Source organism: Pseudomonas sp. ICMP 561, assembly GCF_002699985.1.
Classification (GTDB): Bacteria; Pseudomonadota; Gammaproteobacteria; order Pseudomonadales; family Pseudomonadaceae; genus Aquipseudomonas; species Aquipseudomonas quasicaspiana.
In genome coordinates, this window is the sequence record NZ_LKBT01000045.1 from 138393 (window position 1) to 156275 (window position 17883).

The window sequence follows — 17883 nt, forward strand, 5'->3', positions numbered from 1 at the left end:
CCTCTTGCTTAAGGCCACCAGATGCACGCTGCTAAACGAAAAAAGGTGGCGGCTTTGAAACGGGTTAGCAGACCGGCGGTTCCCCCATTACCGGCGCACTCGAAAGTGCCCCGCACAAAGCCGCCATAGACGGAGCTTGCGCAGGAGGAACACGAAAGCAGGCTGCTAAACCCGATCGCTGATACTCAACGACGGACGCAGCCTAGTGCCCGAAATCCCCCTGCGCAAGGGCTCGGGATTTTCTCGGAAACTTCACTCAGAAGAAAGGGAAAAGGCCGCAGGAATGGGGTGTAGGACGGGGTTATTTGGTTAGCTGAAGTTACATAAAAGCCATCATTCGCATAAAGGCTGTGCATTTACCCATGGCGCCACGCGCTGTCGCGGCAAACATCGGACCTGTAGGAGCTGCCGAAGGCTGCGATCGCGGTGTCAGGGTGAATGCTTCGCAGCCTTCGGCAGCTCCTAAAGAAAATACAATTTCCCCACTCGTCGGCGACTGTCATTTATGACAGTACCGCCGCTTATTTAGCGGCAGTAGCATGAAGGCATAGATCAGGCGGCAAATTGCTGGCCAGTCTGAATATTCGGTAACTAAAAGGAATTAGAACAATGAAAGACTCTCAAGGAAGTTCATCCATTTCGATATCCACTGCAGAGTCGGCTAAGGCTCAGTTACCAAAGCCCTATATTAGAGAGTCACCGCTCGGCAGCAACGAGCTGCCACTCGCTACCGCCAACGGTGGGTTCAATGTGATCATTTCGGGGATGACAAGCGCGAGCTTTAACCGGGTGTACGTGTACCCTCTGAACGAAGCTGATGTTCCTTACCGCATTCCAATTAGGGATGCTTTTCTCCAGGTCGGCGTTGACGCTGTGCTCACGTACTCCGCAGAGTCCATTAACAACGCATTCCGGATTGGAGACCAAGTCAAGATCGATAGTAACTTTTGGCTCGTAGAGGCGGACATGTGGACTACAGGTCCAGAATCAGTCCTTTACACCATCACCCCTTGAAACCGTCAGGCCAGCACGACCGGGGGAATACTCCCTCGGTTACCTGACCCCCACTATCTTCAGCGCTTTTCTCACGACTGGACAAGCCCAAGTGTCATTCAGTCAGGCCGTGATCGCGCAGAAGAAGCGAAAAACCCTACAGCCTCTTCTCAGCGACATCTCTATATTTTTCACAGGAGATCCAACCATGATTTCAAGCAGAGCAATGGATGCACTGCAAGCGCCATCAAGGAGTGATAAAAATGGACGCTACCCTGTCAGCACCCTATCGGTTCGGCGACGAAAACAGCCCTGACCAGACAGTTTCGGTGCCTGCCGATATAAACCAGTTAGCCAATGACCTGGCCGAATTGATCGACGCGGTCTCGCAACCTCGATTACTTTCCCCTTTTGCTTTTATCGATGATTTCATTCGCACAGAAGTAAAGCGCTCAACGATGCATGAGCCGCACAAGGCGCTGTTCGCCAGCACCACGAAGATCAATGTTGAATACACCGACTCTCGTCACAGCGGACTCATAGGCGTCAGCCCTCCCCGCGCCAAGATCGCCACCTTTGAACTCCATCAGATAGTCACTGACTTTTTTCGCCACGACCTTAAGGGGGCAACCTCCATACGCATCCGCTGGCCGCCTGCGTTCCCGCCCGAATTGCGCGAGCTGTTCGACACGGTGAACCTGCAGGAGCGCTATATCAGTGAGGTCGAGGCGCACTTCAATCGTCCTAACGTCAAAGAACTTTCCCTGCTGCTCACGCGGCACGAACTGGATAACATTATCCGTCGATATCTGGAGCACAAAGCCTCAACCACGACCCTGATTGCACTCGCCAATGATTACCTGAACGGCTGGATCGAACCACAACTTGTGCAGTTCGAGGGCTCGTCGCGAGTGAAGCTGGAGCGGGCCGTATTTCTGCCAACGCCTGAATATTATGAAGACCAGACCGTTCAAGGCTTGTTGGTATTTCTCGGCAATGAACCCCAACAAAGGTCGGTCTACGAAATACCGCGTGATTTCGGTCAGTTTCGTGCGCAGATCGAAAGGCACGCCTCACTGCGCAATAAAGTGTTGGCGCGCATCCCGCTCTATCAGCGACTCAAGCCGGGTAATGACGAAGTCAAATATGTCCGCAGGTTCGAGACCAAGTATTACTGGGTGGCTCCTATCACCTTTCATGCAAGCCCCGACATCGCAAACGCCCTGTTTGACCTGAGTTATCAACGCTTGTTGTCTGATATCGATACGCTGGTGTCGACGGATGCAGAGCGCCTCACTGACTCGGCTCTAGAGTTCAGCGGCTATCTTCTGGCGGGCCTGTCGCTGGGTATCACGCTGCCGGTCAGTGTCAGTCTGGTGCCGATCAGGTTGATCGCAGCTTTCCTGCTGGGGGTCGCCTCGGCAGCCACCGATGCAGTGCGGGCAGAACTGGAAGACCTGCCCGAAGTGGCAGCTGATTTGTACCGTGCGGCTATCATCGGAGCACTCGCCGAAGTCCTCGGCCCTCTGGTGCTGAAAGTGGTCGGCAAAGGGCTTTCAGTAGTGGCCAGAACCCAGCTTGCACAGAAGCTCAAAGTGCTCCTCCACGCAAAAAAACTGCCATCTTCCGCAACGCCTTATTTGATCGATGCCCTGGAGCGCTCGAAGCACTCGGCCAGGCTGGGCGCGCTGGAATTGAAGCTGAACGCCGACTTTAAAAAAGGCCCGCAGGCCACGCAGCGATGGGTTGAAAAGCACGGGCATTTTTCGCAGCAGCTCATCGAGTCTTATGACATTACGGTGTACCGCGGTTTTGTTTTTCGCGGCGATACCCGCGCCCCCGAGGTCATCTTCAAAAAAGGTTTCAAGCTGCGAACACCTGCCGCCGATCTGCAAAAAGATATCCATCAGGCGACCGGCGTGCGCGGCGGATTTGGTGGCGGCCACGATGCGCTGGACCCCGATGGCAGAGGGATCTCCACATCAGTTTTTTATGATCAGGACCACGTTGGGGCTTTTACTTACGGAGGCGCTAAAGGGGGGCACACCTACCTTGTCGACGCGCGCAAGCTGGACGGTTATCACCTTTATGCCAATGACTTTGCTGCGCGCTATCCTCAGTCTCCCCGCTTGAACCTGGCTCCGGTCGAGATTAACTACGCAACCGATATACCGCCCTCGGCGATTGTCGGTGCCTACGACAAGGATGGCTTATTCATTCCCAACCTTGAGGGTTTACGCAGAACAGCGGGTATCAATCAGGCGCGACTTGAGCGAGAGCTGACCAAACGCACGTTCAACCGGGCGATTCAGAAAACCGCGGCTGACGAGGCCAGACTGGGGATTGAGGCGACACTTCGATTGTTCTCATGAAGCTCATCGCAGACAACGTCGAGCACCGTCAGGGTTAGATGATCTGCCAGATAGATCGGGGTTCCCTATCGCGAGCAAGCTCTGCTCCCACAGAATTTACTCAAATCTGTAGGACCGGCTTTAGCCGGGAGGGCGTTGGGACATCGCTAAATATCCTTCGCCAGAAATACCGCCCTCCCGGCTAAAGCCGGTCCTACGGGGTTAGTTAGGTTCTACTCGGTGTGCTGCCTTGAACCGAGTGATCGTTAACCGTCGGAACGCCCGACCTCTGGATTCACAATCACCGTACACGTAGTGCCCGCCGACAGCAGCACGTCGGCGGGCACTTCATCCAGATGGATCCGCACCGGCACGCGTTGCGCCAGGCGCACCCAGTTGAAGGTCGGGTTGACGTCGGCGATCAGCTCACGGCTCTCCGGATTGTCGCGGTCATAGATGCCGCGCGCGATGCTTTCCACGTGACCTTTGAGCAACTGGCCACTCATGAGCTGCATGTCCGCAGGGTCACCGATATGGATATGCGGCAGTTTGGTTTCTTCGAAGAAGCCGTAGACCCAGAACGAATTCATATCGACGACGGCCATCTTCGCCTCGCCTATGCGGGCGTAGTCACCGCGATGCACGTTGAGGTTGGTGACATAGCCATCTACCGCTGCCAGCACCCGCGTGCGGCGCAGGTTGAGCTCGGCAGCTTCAAGCCCGGCCAATGCCAGCTGATAATCGGCCTGGGCCGACACCGCAATGTTGCTCGCGTCATCGCGGCTTTCGGTTGAAATCACCAGATTGTCCATGTCGGCACGACGCCTGGCGTTGACCTTGCGCATCTCCCAGGTGGCCTTGCGTGACGCTACCAATGCCTGCGCCTGCTTGACCGCCACCTCGTAATGCTCGGGATCGATCTGCATCAACAGGTCACCCTTTTTGACCTGTTGGTTATCACGCACCGGCACATCGACCACTGTGCCGCTGACGTCAGCGGCGACGTTGATGATATCGGCGCGCACCCGACCGTCCCGGGTCCAGGGCGTGTCCATGTAGTTGACCCACAAGGTGCGGCCGATCCAGATGGCCAGTGCCAGAACCAGTAACGTGGCGATCAGACTGAAGAGCTTTTTCATCAGGGCTACTCAAGAATCAACGGTAAACGGTCAGCGCCATCGCGCCGAAAATGCAGGTAAACAGGCTCAGACGCAGCAACGCCGGATGCCAGAAAAAGCGGTACAGATCAAAGCCCGCCAGCAGTCGGTCAAGTGCCCAGGCAAGCACCAATGCGATCAAAAACAGGACGGTCACGCTGGGCATGTACAGGCCATGAAAAGCAATTTCACGAGGCATGAGTCAGTCCTTGCTGATGACCTTTGCGGGCATGCGCGGCCAGAGGTGATTGAGGGTCCAGCAGTGACGAGCGGATGAAGTGCAGGTAGCTCTTCACCCGACGCAGCACCGAGGTATCAAAGTGAGGCGCGAAGGGCTCGTCGCTGCTTTGCACACGATTGATCGCGTGATCAACGGCTGCCAGTGCGCGCTGCCAGTTGCTGTGATCCGGCTGGATGAACAGCCGGATCAACGCCCGCCCCATGACCCGAATCGCTACGCGCCAGGATTGCCATGACGCATACGCCGGATGGACCGGAAGGGTTTCCTGCTCGCGGCGCAGTTCGATGATCGCGTGGCCGATTTCCAGCACCAAGAACATCCAGTGCAGCAGCTCGCGTTGCACCAGCGGTTTGCCAGCCGCCAATCCGTAGGCCTGGTGCATGAGGTCGCGGGTCTGGCTTTCGAAACTTGAACCCAGACGATTCAGGGGCGCGCTGATGGCGAACACCACCTGACGACGCAAATCGCCCTCAAGTCGTTGCCACATCCAGCGCGCGTTCGGCGGCAAGATGATCGCGCCCGCAGCGGCACACAGCAGCATGCCGATGACCATGGCGATGTAGTCGTTGATGAAGGTGTAAGGATTGAAGATCGTCAGGTTGTCCGGCACCGAGCCGATGCTGAAGAAGATCAGTAATCCAAGCCCGTAGCCCGACCACTGCGGTCGCGAACCGAGGAATGCACCCAGCATGAACACTGGCGCAAGGCTCAGGCACAGCAGCGGGAAGCCATCGATGTTCGGGAAGATGAAAAAAGTTTCGATGAAGCCCAGCACCGCGCCGAGCAACGTGCCACAGGCCATCTGAAACGACATACGGCGCGGGTTGTTGGTGGTGGATGACAACGCCACGGTGGCAGCCGACACGAGAATCATGGTTGCGCCACTGGGCCAGGCAGTCGCTACCCAATAAGCACTCATGATCGCCAGAATGAACGTTGCCCGAATACCTGCCGCCGCCGCGGTCATCCAGCTGGTTTTGGGCAGGAACTCCTCTTCCCACTTTTCCCGGATGTGTTTGTGATCCGCTAGTGAGGCGTGGGTCTGCGCATAGTCGTGCATGTCGCTGACCAACCGGTACAGCAACTCGTAAGCGGTGTGGAAATCCAGCAGCTCGGCTTCGCTGGGCTGGAGCTCTTCCAGAGCGGCACGCTGGGCACGCACCCGCTCTGGCAGCTTTGCCTTGAAGGCTTCCAGTTGCTGGACCAGTTGCGCGGCATCCTCTGGGGTCAGAAAACGATTGGCGAAACCTTCGAGCAATTCGGCAAGGGCTGTGAGGCCCGGCTGCGCAGCAATAAAAACCCGGCTAACGCCATCGCTTCTTACGCGTTCGAGCAACTGGTGCAGCGCGTTGAAGCGGGTGGTGATGGCCATGAATTCGCTGTTCAGGCGGTTGAGTCGTCCGTTACGACGGCGCATGTGGGGATCTTCAAAAACCGTGACGCTGCGTAGTCCTTCCAGGCCGATGGCTTCTGCGACAAAGCGCACGTTGCCGGTTTCAAATGCATCCCGAGGGTTAACACCACGCAGGCCATCAGCGACGAAGCGAGCGAATATGCCAAAGCGTGAATACAGTGCGTTACGCATCGCCGCGCCTGAGCTTTGCGGCAGAATCGCTGCGGTGACAGCCGTGGAGCAAAGGATGCCGAGGCTGATCTCCAGCACCCGCCAGACAGCCGCCATGAACGATCCTTCCGGGTGCGCCAGTGCAGGCAGGCCGACCATCGCAGCGGTGTAGCCCGCGAGCACAAAACCGTAGGCGCGAAAGTTGCGGTAACGGGCAGCACCTGCCGAACAGAACCCCACCCACAGCGCGAGGCAGCCGAGGAACAGTTCGGAATTCTGCGCAAACAGCGCCATCAGCACGACCATTACCGTGGAGCCCGCCAAGGTGCCGAGCAGGCGATAAAAGCTTTTGGCAAAGACATGGCCGCTCTGCGGCTGCATGACGATGAACACCGTAATCATCGCAGTGCGCGGTTGAGGTAATTCCAGGCGCAGGGCCAGCCAGTAAGTGAGGAATGCGGCGATCAGCACCTTGAAGATGTAGATCCAGGTCACCCCGTCGCTGCGCGCCCAACTATTGAATTCCCGACGCCATGGGAGGGCGGTTATGCGGTTCATATAGCTATTCAAGACGCCGCATACCCTGTGGGATCGGTGCTTGGCTATAGCAGGCCCGCCATGCCCCACCTGCAGGAACGCAATCCCCGGTAGGAGGCAACTTGTTGGCGAGGCGGTCGAAGCGGCGCGTCAGATGAAAACCCTCGCGAACAAGTTCGCTCCTACCAGTATTGGGTTCGCAGGGAATCTCGATGCTGACCTGCATTGCCCCACCTGCAGGAACGCAATCCCCGGTAGGAGGCAACTTGTTGGCGAGGCGCGTTGAGCGGCGCGTCAGATGAAAAGCCTCGCGAACAAGTTCGCTCCTACCAGTATTGGGTTCGCAGGGAATCTCGATGCTGACCTGCATTGCCCCGCCTGCAGGAACGCACTCCCCGGTAGGAGGCAACTTGTTGGCGAGGCGGTCGAAGCGGCGCGTCAGATGAAAAGCCTCGCGAACAAGTTCGCTCCTACCAGGATTGGGTTCGCAGGGAATCTCGCGGCTGCCCTGCATTGCCCCACCTGCAGGACCGCACTCCCCGGTAGGAGGTAACTTGTTGGCGAGGCGGTCGAAGCGGCGCGTCAGATGAAAAGCCTCGCGAACAAGTTCGCTCCTACCAGTATTGGGTTCGCAGGGAATCTCGAGGCTGACCTGCATTGCCCCGCCTGCAGGATCGTACTCCCCGGTAGGAGGCAACTTGTTGGCGAGACGGTCGAAGCGGCGCGTCGTATGAAAAGCCTCGCGAACAAGTTCGCTCCTACCAGTATTGGGTTCGCAGGGAATCTCGAGGCTGACCTGCATTGCCCCACCTGCAGGAACGCACTCCCCGGTAGGAGGCAACTTGTTAGCGAGGCGCGTTGAGCGGCGCGTCAGATGAAAAGCCTCGCGAACAAGTTCGCTCTTACCGGGATCAAGGCGTTCAGTGGAGATATTCATTGGCCAAACACCGCCAGTGTGGCCGGCGTTTTCGGTGCCTGGGTTTTATCTTCGGCCGGTGTATCGCTGCCCGCGTCCAGGCCGCCGCCCAGCGCTACGACGAGTTCGGCATGGGCGCTCAGGCGGGCGGCCTGGACTTGTTGTTGGACCTGCTGCTGACGAAACAACAGAGTCTGGGCATTGAGCACGTTGAGGTAATCGGTGAGCCCGCGCTGGTAAGCGATCATTGCGATGTCGTAAGTCTTCTGCGCCGCAGCCACCGACTCGCTGGCGAACGCTTGTTGTTTGTCCATGGACTCACGGCGGATCAACTGATCGGAAATGCTCTTGAGCGCGGTTATCAGCGTCTGGTTGTACTGCGCCACCGCGAGGTCATAACCGGCAGAGGCTTCCCCCAACTGTGAACGTAAACGCCCACCGTCAAAGATCGGCAAACTCACCGCAGGCCCGGCGCTGTAGTTGAATTTTTTACCCGTCAGAAATTCCAGCATGCCGCCACCTGTGGCCATGTAACCCAGGTTGGCGATCAGATCGACGTTGGGATAAAACCCGGCATGGGCCACGTCGATACCGCGAGCCTGAGCAGCGACCGCCCACCGACTGGCCACCACATCCGGGCGCTGACCAAGCAATTGCGCAGGTAAAGCAGAAGGTAACTTCAGGGCCGTTTTGAGGGCCAGCGTCGGGCGATGGAGGTTGGCGCCCTCCCCCGGACCTTTGCCCGCCAGCGCGGCCAACTGATTACGACTGAGGGCAATGGCCTCATCCAGCGCGTCGATCTGCCGGTGGGTTTCCGGCAAAGGCGTTTCAGCCTGACTGACTTCAAAGTGGGTACCAATCCCGCCCTTCAAACGACGCTGGGCCAGATCAAGAATCTGTTGCTGCTGGGCGAGCGTCGCTTCGACGATGTCGCGCTGAGCGTAATTCAGTGAAAGCTGGATGTAGCCGCGAACGATGTTGTCCTGCAATTCGAGCTGCGCCTGACGTGCCTGGGCAGCGCTCATGTGAGCCAGGTCAAGCGCCCGTTCGGTTGCGTTGCTTTCCCGCCCCCAGAAATCCAGCGAGTAGCTCAACCCAAGGGACGCATTGTTGTCCCAGGTGGTGGTATTAGCGAGCGCGCCGGGACCGTAGAACTGATCAGTGGCCCAGTCATGCCGTTTGAGGGAAGCTTCACTATTGATGTGCAACGACTCGGCAGATTCAGCCATGCCCGCCATCGCTTTGGCTTGACGAACTCTCGCCGCCGCGATGGCCAGACTCGGCGCTCCGGCAGCGGCCAGGTCAATCCAGTGATCCAGTTGCGGATCGTTATAGGCGCGCCACCACTGAGCAACCGGCCAGTGCGCATCCCGCTCGGCACTGCGTATGGCAGCGTCGGTCGTCAGGCTATCGACAGGCAAAGCCTTGCCTTGTGGTGCGATACCGCCGGTTCCGATACAGCCGCTGATGACTAACGTTAAAGCCCAGACACTGAAGGGCGCGGCCCTTCTGATGATGCGACGCGGCACGGATGCAACTTCCCGACGTAAGGTGAGATGACTCAGGTGGCGCGATTCTAGGGGCGCATCAACGCCCCGATAAGCCAGAAGAACTGTGAATCTTTGTTACAGAATCGGAGATAATCATCAGTCAGGCTGACATGCGTCAGTTACTTCGTGTCACAATTTGCCATCTCTCCAGAGAACTGCCCATGGATACCCTGCAAAACATGCGCGCGTTCAGTTGTGTGGCTCAGGCCGGAAGCTTTACGGCAGCTGCCGTTCAGCTCGACACGACTACCGCCAACGTTTCGCGCGCCGTCTCAAATCTCGAAGCCCATCTGCAAACCCGTCTGCTTAACCGCACCACACGCCGAATCGCGCTCACAGAAGCCGGCAAGCGCTATCTCCTGCGGTGCGAACAGATTCTGGGGTATGTGGAAGAGGCCGAAGCCGAGGCCAGCGATGCTCATGCGCGGCCAGCCGGTCAGCTCAAGGTGCATTCGATGTCCAGTGTCGGTCAGCACTATGTGATCGATGCAATCGCCCGCTACCGACGCAATCACCCGGACGTGTCCTTCGACCTGACCATGGCCAATCGCGTGCCGGATCTGCTCGAGGAAGGCTATGACGTGTCCATTGTCCTGGCCAGTGAGCTGCCAGACTCGGGTTTTGTCTCGCAACGTTTGGGCATCACTTACAGCATCGCGTGTGCATCGCCGGAGTACGTCAAAAGCTTTGGCATCCCGCTCAAGCCTACTGACCTGCTCAACCACGCGTGCCTGCGATTGGTCAGCCCGGTGTTCCCGCTGGAAAAATGGCTGTTCGACGGCCCGGAAGGTCAGGAAATGGTCACGATCCATACCTCGCCATTTCTGGTCAACTCGGCAGACGCCATGAAGACGGCGATCAGCAGCGGCATGGGTGTGGGTATCTTGCCGATCTACTCTGCGATTGAAGGCCTGCGCAATGGCACGCTGGTGCGGGTCCTGCCCGAGTACCGCTCGCAGGAACTGAATCTGTACGCTATCTATCCGTCGCGCCAGTATCTGGATGCCAAGATCAAGACGTGGGTGGAATACCTGCGCGGCTCGCTGCCGGAAATCCTCGCCGCCCATGAAGCGGATCTGCATACGCATGCGATGCGGTCCATCGCCTGATCCTGAAATCTATTCCATGTAGGAGCTGACGAGCAACGCGAGGCTGCGATAGCGGTTCATCTGACACACCGCCATCGCAGCCTCGCGTTGCTCGTCAGCTCCTACAGGCCGATGTTTACGGCTCGACGACGGGAATGTTAGCGTGCTACTCATCTGTAACCCTTTATAAAAAGCGTGCGAGAGTAGCTACCCCATGAAAAAGACCGTACTTGCCTTCAGCCGTGTATCCCCCGAAATGGCCGAACGGCTGGAACAAGACTTCAACGTGATCGTGCCCGACCCGAAGCTGGGCGACCTGAATGCGCAGTTCAATGACGCACTGCCCAAGTGCCACGGCATGATCGGCGCAGGTCGTCAGTTGGGGCGTGAGCAACTGGCAGCCGCCACTCAACTGGAAGTGGTGTCGAGCATCTCCGTCGGTTACGACAACTACGACGTCAGCTACTTCAACGAGCGCGGCATCATGCTCACCAATACCCCGGACGTATTGACTGAAAGCACTGCTGACCTGGGTTTTTCCCTGATCATGAGCAGCGCCCGTCGAGTTGCCGAACTGGATGCCTGGACCAAGGCCGGCCAGTGGAAACGCAGTGTTGAAGCCGCGCAATTCGGCACGGATGTATACGGCAAGACGCTGGGTATCGTGGGTATGGGCAACATCGGCGCAGCGGTTGCGCGTCGTGGTCGCCTGGGTTTCAACATGCCGATCCTGTACAGCGGTAACAGCCGCAAGACCGAGCTGGAGCAGGAACTGGGCGCGCAGTTTCGCAGCCTTGATCAATTGCTCGCCGAGTCAGACTTTGTCTGCCTGGTAGTGCCGTTGAGCGAGAAGACCAAACACCTGATCAGCAGCCGTGAACTGGGCTTGATGAAGTCCAGCGCGATTCTGATCAACATCGCCCGTGGCCCGATCGTCGACGAAGCCGCGCTGATCGAGGCCTTGCAGAACGGCACCATTCGCGGCGCCGGGCTGGACGTCTACGAGAAGGAACCGCTGAGCGAGTCGCCGTTGTTCAGTTTGAAAAACGCCGTGACCCTGCCACACATCGGTTCGGCAACCACTGAAACCCGGCAAGCCATGGCGGACCTTGCCTACACCAACCTGCGTGCTGCGTTGCTGGGTGAGAAGCCGAAGAACCTGGTGAATCCGCAGGTCTGGAAAGATTGATGTAGCCCTGTAGGAGCTGCCGAAGGCTGCGATTGCGGTATGCCTGAAAAACGCTTCGCAGCCTGCGGCAGCTCCTACAGATAATGCATTTCCCTTACCTCAAGCCAGCTTCGCCCCCACCGGCACCACCACCTTCGGCTTTCTGAACACCAACACATTCCCCAGCATCACCAACACCAGCCCCATCAACGCCGGAGCCGTCCATTGGTAGCCTTCGGCAAATGCCGAGATGTTCAGCGCCACCACCGGGAACAGCACCGTGCAATAGGCTGCGCGCTCCGGGCCCATGCGGCCGACCAAAGTCAGGTAGGCGGTGAAGCCGATTACCGAGCCCGGAATCACCAGATACAGTAACGAGCTGATGTAACGGGTCGTCCACTCAAAACCGAACGGCGTACCGCTGAGCAAGCAATACAGGCTGAGCATCCCGGCGCCGTAGAGCATGCCCCAGGCGTTAGTGGTCAGCGGCCGTAGACCGGCTTTCTGCTGCATGCTGGAAAGCATGTTGCCGGCCGAAAAACACATCGTACCCAGTAACGCCAGGCCAAGGCCCATCAGTGTTTCCTGGCTGGCGCTGTGCCCGGACAGTTCAGGCCAGAACATACAGCCCAGACCAATCAAACCCAGCGCACCGCCGGTCAATACGTTGCGGGCGATTTTCTGTTTGAAGAAGATCCGTGCATTCAGGGCGTTCCACAGGGTCGCGGTAGAAAACACCACCGCAATCAACCCGCTGGGAATCCACTGACTGGCGGTCAGGAAACACATGAAATTGATGCAAAACAGGCACAGCCCCTGCGCAACGCAAAGCATGTGCCCACGCTGATTGACCTTCTGCAGCTTGCCACTGAGCAGCAGCATCGCAAACAACACCAGTGCCGCAAGGCCGAATCGGTAAACGATGGAAACCGCGATTGCCACTTCGCCCAGCTGCAACTTCAGTGCGATCCAGGTGGTGCCCCAGATCAGGACGGTCAGCAAATAAAGCGAAATGTTCATGATGCGGCTCCCGATTTGAGCCGTCATTCTGCGGCGAGCATGAACCGGGCATTTGCATAATCTTGCGCATTTGTTTCAGCGGTGCTGGCAGAGAGTGCTGTAAAGCGTAGGATGCGAGCCATGCCAGCCATCGAATCCATCCAGGTCTTCCAGGCCCTTAACAGTTCCCCTCATGCTCAACTGGAGCAGAGCGCGGTGCTGGGCGATGGTTTGGTCGCGGCTTTGTGGAACAACCGCCACGACTCCCAGGAGTATCACGGTCCGAGCCACCATACGTTGTCGTGCTACATCGACGGCGGCACGGGCACGTTTCGTCGCGACCGCCCCGATCAGAAAGGCAGCCCCAACAAGCTTTGCACCCTGCCCGCCGGGCACGAATCAGCCTGGGTGATCAATGGCGAGATTCGTCTGGCGCACCTTTACATCAGCCCGGAACAGTTCGCCATGGGTTGCATCACCCTGTTGGACCGTGAACCTCGTGAGCTGCAATTAAGGGAGAACACGTTTCACGATGATCCCGAGCAGGCCCAACGCTTTCGCCAGTTGATCCAGATGAACTGGAGTGAGCCCGGCGAGCGCTTGCTGACCAGTAGCCTGGCTCATGAAATGCTCAGCCGGGCCTTGTTCGATCAGGTGGGCATGCGTGAGGGTTTGCGTTTGAAAGGCGGGTTGGCCGCGCATCAGCGCCGACAGTTAGTGGATTTCATCGAAACCCATCTGGCCGAACCTCTCAGCCTTGGGCAACTGGCGGGGCTGTGTGCGCTGTCTGAATACCACTTCGCAAGGATGTTTCGCGAAAGCTTCGGCTTGCCGCCCCATCAATACCTGCTGGCCCGACGCCTCAACCATGCCCGACAGTTGCTGCGCACGACTCGCATGGCGTTCGGGGCAATCGCGATCGAGTGCGGATTTGCCAGCGCCAGTCATTTCAACAATCGCTTCAGGCAGGCAATGGGCGCGACGCCGGGGGAGTATCGGTTGGCGTTTGTCGGGAAGTTGTAACACCTAGCCGATTGAAATGCATTCCACGTAGGACTGGCTTCAGCCGGGAGGGCGTTTTCCGGATGACAGCATTGCTAAGGATGTACTGGCCCTCTCCCGGCTAAAGCCAGTCCTACAGGAATGAGTGCACCCAGACACCTCTTGAGAAACAGCATCACGCCAACAATCGATTAATCAAAATCAGCGGCCCCACCAAAACACCTGCCGCAGCAAGCACCAACACCAGCCGCGGCCCGAACGGGATCAGGAACACCAGCAGCAGCGCGCTGCCCATCAGCGCCGCGCACCACTGCACCAGCCCCAAGCCCAAAGATGTCGACGCCAGCGCCGCCCAGAGCGAAAGGCACAGGCACAGCCAGCCAACGACCTTCAGCATGCGACTGCGGCTGGCACTCAGCCTGCCGTGCAGCAACTCGCCGTAATGTTTAGTCATGGACAGGCACAGCGCGGTGAAGCCCACGTAGCACAGCAAAGTCGCCAGCAACATCAATGCACTTCCCCTTCAAGTCGACCTGTTGATAAAGGCCGCTCGACCACAATGGGCGGCACCGGGCGAAATTTCTTTGCGCCCCAGGCCATGAACAACCCGGTAAACAAAACGGTGAGGTCGAAGCCGATCAACACCCAGTCCTGGTTCTGCAGCGAAGCCAGCAGGTAATTGCCACTGGTGACGATGTCCAGCAACGGCAAACCGGTAAACAATACCGCGCCCAGCATCAACTGCTCACGCCATGCCTGACGGCCTTTGCGCAACAGCGCATGCAGCACTGAAAGGCCCCAGACGCTAAAGAACAGATTGATCTCCCAATCACTTCGCTCGGCCAGCCCGACCGGCAACAAGCGATTGGCCCAGAAGAATGCAGCCACGGCGATCATCAGCCCGGCCATACCGGCAATGTTCAACACTTCCACCAGTCGCAGCTCGAAAGGCAAGACCCCGGTTGTGGCATGCTTGACCTGCCGCTTGGCCAGCCACATCACCAGTCCGGTGCCAATCATGGCCGTTCCGGCAATGCCAAACACGAAGTACAGCCAGCGCAATAAAGGCCCGGCGAACTCCCCAAGGTGCAGCCCGTACATGGCGCCGGACACCAGCAATGGTCCGGAGCGCTGGGTCGGCAACGTCAGCACCTCACCACTTACCCCGTTGAACACCACGTTAATACCCGGATCGTGAATGACGCTGCTGCCAGCACCGGGAGACACCACGACCGTTGCGGCTGCATCACCCGGGTTATAGACCACCAGGCGCCCCACCTCTTTATCGGGCCATTGCTGCCCACCCGCGCGCACGATCGGCGCAAGGGGTGCCAGGGCAGCAGCCGTACCGGTTGCCTTGGTTGTATTGGTATTCGGAAAAACATCGGCGAAGAACGCCTGAGTGTCCTTGCCATAAGAGGCCACGATGCTCGCCGGCATGACCAACGACATGAAGATCACCAGGCTGCTGTAAGTGATCATCAGGTGAAACGGCAACGCCAGCACGCCGATTGCGTTATGCCCGTCCAGCCAGGAACGCTGCCCTTTTCGCGGACGAAAAGTGAAGAACTCCTTGAAGATTTTCTTGTGGGTGATGATCCCGGTGATCAGCGCGATGAACATCAGCATCGCCGCAATAGTCGACAACCAGCGGCCCCATGGATGCGGCATTTGCAGCTGGAAGTGGAACCGGTAGAAAAACTCTCCGCCCATGCTGCTGCGCGTCTGGATTTCTTCGCCGGTTTGCGGATCCAGGCTCTTGCGCATGAATGCGCCACGCTTGCCCTCTTGTTCTGCGGTCTGCCACATCAGCCCCAAGGCAGGTTTGCGCTCGTCGGGCAGATCGATAAACCAGCGCGTGGCATTCGCCGCATGTTGCTGCAGATAAGCCTGAGCCCGATCGACACTGGCCTCGGTATCGACCACCCGTGCCGGGATTTCAGGATGAGTCCAGCGGTTTATTTCGTCCTTGAAGTAGGACATTGTTCCGGTCAGAAATATCGCGAACAACAGCCAGCCAAAGACCAAACCAATCCAGGTGTGCAGCCAGGCCATGGCCTGACGAAAACCTTCCTTCATGACAACCACCGCCCCAGGCCGAAAATGGCCGCCAGAATGGCAGCGGGCAGCAGGATGCCCGCCCAGGCGCGCCAGGCAGTCCGGCAGGCAAAGCACCAGATCACTGCAAGCAAGTAAGCCACAAACGAAAGCATCATGCCGGTGACAACGGCATCAGCCCGGGACATCGGCACCCACTGGCTGATGCACACGCTGGTCAGCGCAGCGATCAGGTAACCACCGAACAGTGCAGCGACAATGCGCGAAGTGACCGCCAGCCGATAAGCCAGTGAGACACCGGCAGCTTTAGCTTTTCGCACGCGCTTTTTAACTTCAGGGGCGGCTTGCGGGGCGTCCATCGTCGCGTCGTTCATCAATGCGCGATCGTCAACAAGGGACGTCGCACAGTGAAACATAGGCGTTGAATCGGCATGGGGTAAGTCCTGATCGGGAGGCTATCGCACGGGACATTTTCTGACGTCGCGCACGAACAGAACGCAATATTAATGATAAATATTCTCATACGCAAAAGAGTCTGCCAGAATCCGCGCAATTAAATGGTTCATCGCGGACTGCAGCACCCATGTCTATTGCCCCATACGCGCTTAACGAAACTGTCGAAGGCCTGTATTACGCCCATCACAATTGGCTGACGGGCTGGTTGCGGCGTCGTCTGGGCTGCCCGCACAGCGCGGCTGATCTGGCGCAAGACACCTTCGTCAAAGTCCTGCTGGCCCGCGATACGCCTGAGATCATCGAACCAAGGGCGTTTCTGACCACCATTGCCAAGCGCGTGCTGTTCAACCACTACCGTCGACAGGACCTTGAGCGCGCCTATTACCAGACGCTGGCGGAAATGCCCGAGTGTGTCGCCCCTTCGGAAGAAGAGCGGGCAATCATTCTGGAAACCTTGCTGGAGCTGGACCAGTTGCTCGATGGTCTGCCGGTTGCGGTCAAGCAAGCCTTCCTGTTGTCGCAAGTCGATGGCCTGAGCCACGGAGAAATCGCCGCGCAACTGGGTATTTCCATCGCCACAGTGAAGCGTCATCTGAACAAGGCGCTGTTGCGCTGCTATTTCGCCTTATGAATTCGAGCAGCGAATCCCTGAACAAATCAGACATCGCACCGGCCGTGGCCGAGCAGGCGGTAAGCTGGCTGATTGAAATGCAGAGCGGCGCCCTCGCCCCGCTGCGCCAGCAAGCCTGGCAGTCGTGGTTGAACAGTAATACCGAACACCAGCGGGCGTGGGCGCATATCCAGCGGGTCAACCAGCGCCTGAGCGGGTTGTCCTCTCCGCTGGCGCATGCCGCGATCAACGCGCCGAGATCGAGCGGCCGACGTCAGGTCCTGAAACTACTGTTGCTGCTGGGCGCTGGCTCTGCGGCCGGGTGGGGTTTGCGCGATCAGCTCTCGTTGCAACCGTTGCTGGCCGATTACCACAACGGGGTTGGCGAGCAGCGCAAGATCGCGCTGGACGATGGCAGCGAGATCCACCTGAATACCGCAAGTGCCATCGACCTGCGCTTCGATGCTCAGCAACGCCTGATCAAGCTGTTGCAAGGCGAGATCATGCTGACGGTAGCCGATGATCCGCGTCCGCTGAAACTGATCACAGCCGAGGGCAACGTTCGGCCGATGTCGGCAGCCAGCCGCTTTGACGTTCGCCAGTTCGACGGTAAAACCCGACTGGCAGTGTTCAACGGCACGGTACAGATCACGCCGACAACGTTCACCGGTCCTGGCTTGCAGTTGCAGGCCGCCCAGCAGGTCGTGTTCAACCGAAATACGTGGGAGCCAGTGCGGGCGCTGGACGCCAACAGCGGCGCGTGGGCCGATGGCATGCTGGTGGCAGCGCATATGCGCCTGCAGGACTTCCTCGCCGAACTGAGCCGCTACCGCCGCGGCCATTTGCAATGTGATGCGAAAGTGGCGGACCTGCTGATTTCGGGAAGTTATCCACTGGCCAACAGCGAACGAATTCTGGACTTGCTGGAGGTTGCGTTGCCAGTGAAGGTCAAGCGGTTTACCCGGTATTGGGTGAGTGTTGAGGCGCGGGTTTAGCCAACACTGAACAGCTGTTGGAGCGAGGCTTGCCCGCGAAGAACGATAACGCGCAGTGCCAGATGCAACGCAGCGGCAGATTCGCGGGCAAGCCTCGCTCCAACAGAGCATTTAATTATTTTTCAAAACCGGTGAGCCGTTTTCGGTTCCTCGCGTGACAGACAGGGAAAGCACCTTAATCCTCTCGCCCAAGGACTC

At 58.2% G+C, this 17883-nt stretch carries 16 protein-coding genes; 7 read left to right on the top strand and 9 right to left on the bottom strand.

Annotated elements, in window-relative coordinates:
* The first annotated feature begins 609 nt into the window (after positions 1-609).
* Both AO242_RS22630 and AO242_RS22635 read left to right on the top strand, forming a co-directional pair.
* Entirely contained in the window at positions 610-1014 is a 405-nt protein-coding gene (locus AO242_RS22630) for a hypothetical protein (protein WP_099270432.1), read from the top strand.
* A 242-nt stretch (positions 1015-1256) separates the two neighbouring features.
* A complete protein-coding gene (locus tag AO242_RS22635) occupies positions 1257-3365 on the top strand; it encodes a hypothetical protein (RefSeq protein ID WP_099270433.1) in 2109 nt (702 codons plus the stop codon).
* A gap of 245 nt (positions 3366-3610) precedes the next feature.
* Here the strand turns inward: AO242_RS22635 and AO242_RS22640 are convergent, their stop codons facing one another.
* Genes AO242_RS22640 through AO242_RS22660 form a run of 5 tightly spaced genes read right to left on the bottom strand, consistent with a single transcriptional unit; the run spans position 3611 to position 9288 of the window.
* Positions 3611-4483 carry an efflux RND transporter periplasmic adaptor subunit gene (locus AO242_RS22640; protein WP_099270434.1) on the bottom strand — a complete coding sequence of 291 codons (873 nt, stop codon included), beginning with the start codon at positions 4481-4483 and terminating at the stop codon, positions 3611-3613.
* A gap of 16 nt (positions 4484-4499) precedes the next feature.
* Entirely contained in the window at positions 4500-4700 is a 201-nt protein-coding gene (locus AO242_RS22645; protein ID WP_099270435.1) for a DUF1656 domain-containing protein, read from the bottom strand.
* Positions 4690-6864: an FUSC family protein gene (locus AO242_RS22650; protein WP_176560687.1), complete on the bottom strand. Its 2175-nt coding sequence runs from the start codon at positions 6862-6864 to the stop codon at positions 4690-4692. The genes AO242_RS22645 and AO242_RS22650 overlap by 11 nt, the downstream gene beginning before the upstream one ends.
* 4 nt (positions 6865-6868) lie before the next feature.
* Positions 6869-7780 carry a hypothetical protein gene (locus AO242_RS22655; RefSeq protein WP_141562238.1) on the bottom strand — a complete coding sequence of 304 codons (912 nt, stop codon included), beginning with the start codon at positions 7778-7780 and terminating at the stop codon, positions 6869-6871.
* Positions 7777-9288, bottom strand: a complete 1512-nt coding sequence (locus AO242_RS22660; RefSeq protein ID WP_099270438.1) for an efflux transporter outer membrane subunit — start codon at positions 9286-9288, stop codon at positions 7777-7779. The genes AO242_RS22655 and AO242_RS22660 overlap by 4 nt, the downstream gene beginning before the upstream one ends.
* Positions 9289-9470: 182 nt before the next feature.
* Between AO242_RS22660 and AO242_RS22665 the strand changes: the two genes are divergently transcribed.
* Positions 9471-10418 carry a LysR family transcriptional regulator gene (locus tag AO242_RS22665; RefSeq protein WP_027900201.1) on the top strand — a complete coding sequence of 316 codons (948 nt, stop codon included), beginning with the start codon at positions 9471-9473 and terminating at the stop codon, positions 10416-10418.
* Between the two features lie 193 nt (positions 10419-10611).
* The gene (locus AO242_RS22670; protein ID WP_099270440.1) at positions 10612-11586 is read left to right on the top strand and encodes a 2-hydroxyacid dehydrogenase; all 975 of its coding nucleotides are present in this window, start codon (positions 10612-10614) and stop codon (positions 11584-11586) included.
* Between the two features lie 99 nt (positions 11587-11685).
* Here the strand turns inward: AO242_RS22670 and AO242_RS22675 are convergent, their stop codons facing one another.
* Positions 11686-12585, bottom strand: coding sequence for a DMT family transporter (locus tag AO242_RS22675; RefSeq protein WP_099270441.1), 900 nt, complete (start codon positions 12583-12585; stop codon positions 11686-11688).
* A gap of 120 nt (positions 12586-12705) precedes the next feature.
* Here AO242_RS22675 and AO242_RS22680 point away from each other — a divergent pair, with 120 nt between their 5' ends.
* Positions 12706-13587: an AraC family transcriptional regulator gene (locus AO242_RS22680; RefSeq protein ID WP_099270442.1), complete on the top strand. Its 882-nt coding sequence runs from the start codon at positions 12706-12708 to the stop codon at positions 13585-13587.
* A 154-nt stretch (positions 13588-13741) separates the two neighbouring features.
* On the opposite strand, the gene AO242_RS22685 is transcribed toward AO242_RS22680, so the two are convergent.
* From AO242_RS22685 to AO242_RS22695, 3 genes are read right to left on the bottom strand one after another with little or no spacing between them, the layout of a single operon-like run.
* On the bottom strand, positions 13742-14074 hold the full coding sequence (locus AO242_RS22685) for a DUF3325 domain-containing protein (RefSeq protein ID WP_099270443.1): 333 nt from the start codon (positions 14072-14074) through the stop codon (positions 13742-13744).
* Positions 14074-15645, bottom strand: a complete 1572-nt coding sequence (locus AO242_RS22690) for a PepSY-associated TM helix domain-containing protein (RefSeq protein ID WP_099270444.1) — start codon at positions 15643-15645, stop codon at positions 14074-14076. Before AO242_RS22690 ends, AO242_RS22685 begins: the two co-directional genes overlap by 1 nt.
* Positions 15642-15983, bottom strand: coding sequence for a DUF3649 domain-containing protein (locus AO242_RS22695; RefSeq protein WP_027899588.1), 342 nt, complete (start codon positions 15981-15983; stop codon positions 15642-15644). Before AO242_RS22695 ends, AO242_RS22690 begins: the two co-directional genes overlap by 4 nt.
* Before the next feature lie 224 nt (positions 15984-16207).
* Here AO242_RS22695 and AO242_RS22700 point away from each other — a divergent pair, with 224 nt between their 5' ends.
* Positions 16208-16711: a sigma-70 family RNA polymerase sigma factor gene (locus AO242_RS22700; protein WP_099270445.1), complete on the top strand. Its 504-nt coding sequence runs from the start codon at positions 16208-16210 to the stop codon at positions 16709-16711.
* A complete protein-coding gene (locus tag AO242_RS22705) occupies positions 16708-17685 on the top strand; it encodes a FecR domain-containing protein (RefSeq protein WP_099270446.1) in 978 nt (325 codons plus the stop codon). Before AO242_RS22700 ends, AO242_RS22705 begins: the two co-directional genes overlap by 4 nt.
* The last annotated feature ends 198 nt before the right edge of the window (positions 17686-17883 follow it).

Excerpts from the sequence above, each read along its gene's own strand:
- AO242_RS22630 (WP_099270432.1), top strand. The coding sequence starts at position 610 with ATGAAAGACTCTCAAGGAAGTTCATCCATTTCGATATCCACTGCAGAG.
- AO242_RS22635 (WP_099270433.1), top strand. The coding sequence starts at position 1,257 with ATGGACGCTACCCTGTCAGCACCCTATCGGTTCGGCGACGAAAACAGC.
- AO242_RS22640 (WP_099270434.1), bottom strand. The coding sequence starts at position 4,483 with ATGAAAAAGCTCTTCAGTCTGATCGCCACGTTACTGGTTCTGGCACTG.
- AO242_RS22645 (WP_099270435.1), bottom strand. The coding sequence starts at position 4,700 with ATGCCTCGTGAAATTGCTTTTCATGGCCTGTACATGCCCAGCGTGACC.
- AO242_RS22650 (WP_176560687.1), bottom strand. The coding sequence starts at position 6,864 with ATGAACCGCATAACCGCCCTCCCATGGCGTCGGGAATTCAATAGTTGG.
- AO242_RS22655 (WP_141562238.1), bottom strand. The coding sequence starts at position 7,780 with ATGAATATCTCCACTGAACGCCTTGATCCCGGTAAGAGCGAACTTGTT.
- AO242_RS22665 (WP_027900201.1), top strand. The coding sequence starts at position 9,471 with ATGGATACCCTGCAAAACATGCGCGCGTTCAGTTGTGTGGCTCAGGCC.
- AO242_RS22670 (WP_099270440.1), top strand. The coding sequence starts at position 10,612 with ATGAAAAAGACCGTACTTGCCTTCAGCCGTGTATCCCCCGAAATGGCC.
- AO242_RS22675 (WP_099270441.1), bottom strand. The coding sequence starts at position 12,585 with ATGAACATTTCGCTTTATTTGCTGACCGTCCTGATCTGGGGCACCACC.
- AO242_RS22680 (WP_099270442.1), top strand. The coding sequence starts at position 12,706 with ATGCCAGCCATCGAATCCATCCAGGTCTTCCAGGCCCTTAACAGTTCC.
- AO242_RS22685 (WP_099270443.1), bottom strand. The coding sequence starts at position 14,074 with ATGTTGCTGGCGACTTTGCTGTGCTACGTGGGCTTCACCGCGCTGTGC.
- AO242_RS22690 (WP_099270444.1), bottom strand. The coding sequence starts at position 15,645 with ATGAAGGAAGGTTTTCGTCAGGCCATGGCCTGGCTGCACACCTGGATT.
- AO242_RS22695 (WP_027899588.1), bottom strand. The coding sequence starts at position 15,983 with ATGGACGCCCCGCAAGCCGCCCCTGAAGTTAAAAAGCGCGTGCGAAAA.
- AO242_RS22700 (WP_099270445.1), top strand. The coding sequence starts at position 16,208 with ATGTCTATTGCCCCATACGCGCTTAACGAAACTGTCGAAGGCCTGTAT.
- AO242_RS22705 (WP_099270446.1), top strand. The coding sequence starts at position 16,708 with ATGAATTCGAGCAGCGAATCCCTGAACAAATCAGACATCGCACCGGCC.